The following is a 5,578-nucleotide window of genomic DNA, read 5'->3' as shown; positions in this document are numbered from 1 at the left end:
ATCCATGTGAAACAATGGCTTGGTAACTCTAACCCCCTTGTTGCCCCATCTTCAGTCAGTCGTGCAGAACCGATCTGTAAAGATATTCGACAGACCGAGTAGGGCAGCTAGTAAACTCTGCCCAACATTTGTTGGGGGCGTAAACGTCGTTACTGGACTGAGGATCTACCGCGATGCAATCGCTGCCGCGCTTCAGAGTTACGTTTGAGTCCTACCCGCGAAGCTCGATAGACTTGGGTATGGGTTGGCCTGTTGTCTCATGCCCACGCATCCAGAACTCCATCATCATCAGAATCCACACCATCTCGCCGTAGTAGCCCGGGTGTTCGGGCAGCAAAGTCCCGAGCAGTTCTTCGATGAACTCCGGCCGCACGATGCCGCGGCCGCGCATGCCGTCGAGCGCGTCGTGCGCGAGCGCCTTGAGCCCCTCGTGCTGACAGGCCCACACGCCGAAGGGCAGGCCGAAGCCGTGCTTCTTCTTGGCGATGATCTCGTCGGGCAGGAAGCCGCGCAGCGCCTCCTTGAAGAACCAGCGCAGGGTCATGCCCTTGACCTTCCACTCGGGCGGGATGCCGACCGAGAACTCGAGCAGCTCGTCGCTCAGCAGCGGGAAGCCTACCTCGAGCCCGGCGAGCTCGGTGGTGCCGAGCACCTTCGGCAGGTCGTTGTCCGCGAGGGTGTATTTCCACTCGTAGCCGAGCATGCGGTTGACCAGCGAGTCAGCATGCACCGCGTCCCAGGTCTCGCGCTGCAGGCGGCCGATGCGGTCGCGGTCCACCGTGTCGAGAAAGTCCGGCGAGAAGACCCTGTCGGCGCCGAGGCGCTCGAGCATGTTGTACATTTCGAAGCGTTCGGGGAGGGGCACACGCGCCTGCTCGATGTAGCTCGCACCCTTCTTCAACAGCGGGATGCGGTCCATGCCGGGCAGGCCGAAGGCGGGTTCGAGCACGCCCTTGCGCAGGGCGCCGGGCACGCGGCCGTAGAAGTCGAACACGCGCTGCTTGGCGTAGCGCGAGTTGCCGCCGAAGAGTTCGTCGCCGCCGTCGCCGGCGAGCAGTTTGTCGATGCCGTCCGCGCGCGCGCGGCTGGCGCAGACCCAGGCCGGCACCGCCGACGAGTTGCCGAAAGGCTGGTCGTAATGCTTTGCGACTTTGGGGATTCCGTCGAGCAGGTCTTCTGGCGTGACGTAGTACTCCTGGTTGTCGGTACCGAAGTGCCTGGCGGCGATGCGGGCGTATTCCATCTCGTCGTAGCCGGCGGCGTCGAAGCCCATCGAATAGGTCTTCGCCGGGCGCCCGAGCACCTCGCACAGCATACCGGCCACGGTCGAGCTGTCGGTGCCGCCCGAGAGGAAGGCGCCGACCTCGTGGCCCTCGGCTTCGCGCGCGACGCCGGCACGGACGATGTCGCGGAACTCCTGCTTGGCCGCCTCCAGATCCGGCTTTCGGTTCTCTTCGAAGCGGGCTTCGGCGAAGGCTCGCAGCGAGTGCGTTCCGTTCTTCCAGTGCAACGTGCAGCCGGCGCTCAGGCGCTCCACGCCCTCGAAGATCGTCGTCGGGGCCGGGATCATGTGGAAGTAGAGGTACTCGTACACCGCCTGGTGCGAGATGCGGCGATTCTCGAGCGGCACGGTGTCGGCCCGGTTGGCGAAGCGCAGCGACCCGTCCACGATCGAGTAGCACAGCGGCCAAGTGCCGAAGCGGTCGGTGGCCAGCCAGGCCTGGCGCTCGGCGGGGTTGATCAGCACGATCGAGAAGCGGCCCCTGACCCCGGCGGGCGCCCTGGCGCCGTCGCGCTCGAAGGCGGCGAGCCAGGCGGCTTCAGCGCCGGACTCGCGCGCCAGCTGGGCGAGGCGGTCGTCGGCGAAGCGAGGTTCGCCCTGGCCGATGCACAGCCAGCCGCGGTCGCTGAAGAGCCGGGCGGAGGCGTCGTGCGCGACATAGCCGCCAGGAAACGCGAGCGAGGACGCATGTGCGCCTGCGCGCCTCGGGGGCGCGGCGAGTGCGGGGCTGTTCGAAGAGGCGATTGCGCCGAAGAGCTGGGGGGACATTGCCAAGACTCCATTTCAGTGAGTTCATTCTCGGCACCGTGGCCGTCGTGCGTCTGGCATTATCTCAGAATGTTTGGATCTTTCCGTGACACAGCAGCATTGCACGTAAAACGGTCATATTTGCTCGCCCCCTGCCTGTCTGTCCGCCTCGCGCTTAGGGCGGATGCCGAACGAAGGGAACGTCGTCGATTATCTTCAGGACGTTGGTCACGGGATTGACAGTGCATGGATGTTCGGCTCTATGCCGTTTCCAGTGGAAATTGACTTCTCAACAAACATGACGGTAGCGCCCGTTGTCGCGGGGGATGGCCGGCACCAGAGGGTTCTTCGGTAGATGCTCGAGCTTGGACATGCGCAGGTAGGCAATCGCGATGAAGTTCTCGGGGTCCCGGAAGCCTCGGGCAGCGGTCTTCGCTTTCTGAAGCAGGCCGTTCATCGCCTCGACGTAGGCGTTGCTGCGCCCATCAAGCATGCCGCGCACGACGCCACCGAGATGTTCCTTCAACGTGGCCGCCAGGCGCTTGAACGGTTCGAGCCGCGAGCGTCGCGCCCAACTCATCCACTTCGTCAGTGCCCCGAGGGCGATCGCTTCGCTGTTACTGTCACGCGCCTCGCTGTAGACGAGCCGCAGGGCCTGCTTGAGCCGCCAGGCCCGCGCGCTCTTCAGGTTCGAGCGCTGCAGCCAGTGCATCGCCTCGAACTGCGCGCGGGTCCGGCTCGCCGCGTCCTTTCGCATGCCCCACAGCAACTGGCGAAGGGTCTTCTTGCTGTCTGCGCCGACCGCTTCGCGGACCGCCGCAGCCGAGGTTCGCATCTCCTCGCGGCGCACCTCATCCATCGCCGCATTGGCCAGGGCAACGACGTGGAAGCGGTCGTAGCTGATCTGCGCGCTGGGCAGCGACTGGCCAATCCCCTTGGCGTAGGCCGCGCTCATGTCGATGCAGGCGTGTTCGATCCTGGCCGGATCGCCGCCGTGCGCACGCAGGTCATCGGCAAAGGCTCCCAAGGTTTGATGGTCACGACCGGGGCAGGCAAACAGCAAGCGCTTGGCCGCCAGGTCATGCACCACGGTGATGTACTGGTGCCCACGCTTGACGCTGGTCTCGTCAATGCCCACGTGGCGCACGCCCGACATGTCGTCCTTGGCACGGGCCACCTCGACATAGTGGCGCACCCGCCGCCACAGCCGCTTTGGCGCAACCCGCATCTGATTGGCGGCCTGGCGCACTGGCAACTCGCGGCACAGCGACAAGCCCAGCGCCTCGAACAGCAAGGTAAAGCCACTGCCCTCGCGCGCCCACGGCACCGGCAACTGCGTGGTCTTGCCGCAGCCCGAGCACTGCACGCGCGGCACCTCGGCATGGAGCCAGGCTTCGAACTGGAAGAAGTCCAGATGTCGCCAACTGCGGCGCACGCGATCATGGATCAACTGATGCTCGACCCCGCATGCCGGACAGGCCGCACGTTTGCCGGTGTGCTCGACCTCGAAGTCGATGCGCCGCTTGGCCGTGTTGAGCTCGACCTTGGCGACGTGCCAAGGCGGCTGCAGGCCAAGTGCGGTGGTGAAGAGGGCTTCGATCTGGTTGTTCATCAGGTGCGAGGTCGGCGTCAGTGTCGGGCGGTTGTACCACCGATCGTCATGTTTGTTGAGAAGTCAATTTCCACTGAAAACGGCTTAGAGCCGGATGTTCTTTCAGCGTGGGGCCTTGTGCGCAGACGACGCGAAGGTCCACATTCGATTAAGCGTGTAGTTCCAAACAAGAGTTCCCAACGTGGCAATGACCTGCCCAAGCAGGTAATGCATTGACATTAGATCGTGTATCAGCCAGACAATGCTGGCATTGATTGCAAGACCGCTTGTGGCTACGAGGGCGAAGCGCGGGAAAGCCTCACGATGGCGTTTAGTTGAGCGAAAAGTAAAATGCCGGTTGGCCAGGTAGTTGAAGATGGCGCCAACAAGAAAACCAACGCTGCTCGCACCGACCGGCCTTGCAATTTGGAGTTGAACAACCAGGATCATTACAAGGTAATGTAGCGCAGTCGCTGCGCCTCCAACGCACAGGAATCGAATCGCCTGACTACCCAACTTCAGTCTCGCCATAAAAACCCAATCAAGGGTTTGAGCACCAACAGCAGGAGGTCATTGTGGGCATGCGTCACACCCTTGCATCAGTGGGGCGAACGTTCATGTCGTTGGTCGATCCTAACGAAGCCATGCGGCTTTCGTGAACACCGTTGAGCAGATACAGAGGGCGTTGTTTCACCTCGTCGAAAACTCGTCCGAGATACTCGCCAATCACGCCCGTGAAGACGAGCTGAACGCCCCCTAGGAAAAGTATTACAACCATGAGTGAAGGGTAACCTCGGATCGGATCGCCGAACATCAAGGTTTTATAAACAATGTAAATCGCGTAAACGAATGAAATGCTGGCAGTTGCAAGCCCGACGTATGTGGCAATCTTTAGCGGAGCGATTGAGAAGGAGGTAATTCCCTCAACTGCGAAATTCCAGAGTTGCCAATAGTTCCATTTGGTTTCTCCGGCGGCGCGTGCGTCGCGTCTGTAATAGATGGGTTTTGAAGGATAGCCGATCCATGAGAATAGCCCTTTCATGAATCGATGTTGTTCCCTCAGGCGGCCGAGTGCATCGACTGCTCGTCGGCTCATGAGGCGAAAGTCTCCCGTGTCCTTGGGTATCGGAACGCGACTCACAGACTGAATCAGGCGATAGAATCCAAGAGCAGTGGTCTTTTTGAGCCAAGTCTCTCCGGCCCGATCTGTTCTCACGGCATATACGATATCGAAGCCATTTTTCCATTCGGCCAGAAACTGTGGGATTAGCTCTGGTGGGTCCTGCAGATCGGCGTCGATTACAATAACGACATCTCCTCTGGACTGATCGAGGCCGGCAGTAAGCGCGATCTCTTTGCCGAAGTTGCGAGATAAGTCAACGATCGTGACATTCGGGTCGATGTCGCGAATTTCATGCATCAGGGACAGAGTCCGGTCCGTGCTTCCGTCGTTGATGTAGACAATTTCGTAAGGTCCGCCGAGGGTGCTTAGAACTTCGGTCGTTCGATTATGAAATTCCTGTAGAACCTCCTCCTCGTTATAGGCCGGAACAACAATCGAAATACTTGGAGAGGCAGCTGATCCTGCCATACGAGAGTTTCTAGGCTGTTCGGGATGCGAATATGCCATAACCTGCTCACAGCAAAGTTAAAAGTAAAATAAAGAAAGTTGACAGCAGGGGCGTGCGTTGCGCGGCCCTATGTAGATCGGTGCTTCGCGGTATGCGCGGTCACGCATTGTCTGAAATGAAAATAGAGGTTGTCTAAACGTAATAGAGTTCACTCGCTACTCTTTATTGATCTGCCGATCATCGGAAGATCAATCTCGATGCCCGTCTTAGCTGCATTGATTGGACTTGTATTCCGATAGATGAGGAGATGTTTCTCGGGCGCATTGTAGTTGGAGGGTGTGGGGATCGTTGCGACCACTTCAAACCTGTCCGATGCGAGAACCCGCT

General features: G+C 60.3%; 4 protein-coding genes. All 4 read right to left on the bottom strand.

Annotation, left to right across the window (positions count from 1 at the left end; genetic code table 11):
- Positions 1-211: 211 nt before the first annotated feature.
- A complete protein-coding gene (locus BB334_RS10410) occupies positions 212-2,050 on the bottom strand; it encodes an asparagine synthetase B family protein (RefSeq protein WP_083200391.1) in 1,839 nt (612 codons plus the stop codon).
- Between the two features lie 268 nt (positions 2,051-2,318).
- On the bottom strand, positions 2,319-3,641 hold the full coding sequence (locus BB334_RS10405) for an ISL3 family transposase (protein WP_068808234.1): 1,323 nt from the start codon (positions 3,639-3,641) through the stop codon (positions 2,319-2,321).
- A 102-nt stretch (positions 3,642-3,743) separates the two neighbouring features.
- Entirely contained in the window at positions 3,744-4,151 is a 408-nt protein-coding gene (locus BB334_RS17605; RefSeq protein ID WP_083200390.1) for a GtrA family protein, read from the bottom strand.
- 55 nt (positions 4,152-4,206) lie between these two features.
- Positions 4,207-5,211: a glycosyltransferase family 2 protein gene (locus tag BB334_RS17600; protein WP_088179178.1), complete on the bottom strand. Its 1,005-nt coding sequence runs from the start codon at positions 5,209-5,211 to the stop codon at positions 4,207-4,209.
- Positions 5,212-5,578: the final 367 nt, after the last annotated feature.

It is taken from the genome of Thauera phenolivorans (assembly GCF_001696715.1).
GTDB lineage: Bacteria > Pseudomonadota > Gammaproteobacteria > Burkholderiales > Rhodocyclaceae > Thauera > Thauera phenolivorans.
The sequence above is the reverse complement of the archived record's forward strand: the minus strand, read 5'-3'. Positions and strand labels throughout refer to the sequence as shown.

Coding starts and splice junctions, on each gene's coding strand:
- BB334_RS10405 (WP_068808234.1), bottom strand. CDS start 3,641: ATGAACAACCAGATCGAAGCCCTCTTCACCACCGCACTTGGCCTGCAG.
- BB334_RS10410 (WP_083200391.1), bottom strand. CDS start 2,050: ATGTCCCCCCAGCTCTTCGGCGCAATCGCCTCTTCGAACAGCCCCGCA.
- BB334_RS17605 (WP_083200390.1), bottom strand. CDS start 4,151: ATGGCGAGACTGAAGTTGGGTAGTCAGGCGATTCGATTCCTGTGCGTT.
- BB334_RS17600 (WP_088179178.1), bottom strand. CDS start 5,211: ATGGCAGGATCAGCTGCCTCTCCAAGTATTTCGATTGTTGTTCCGGCC.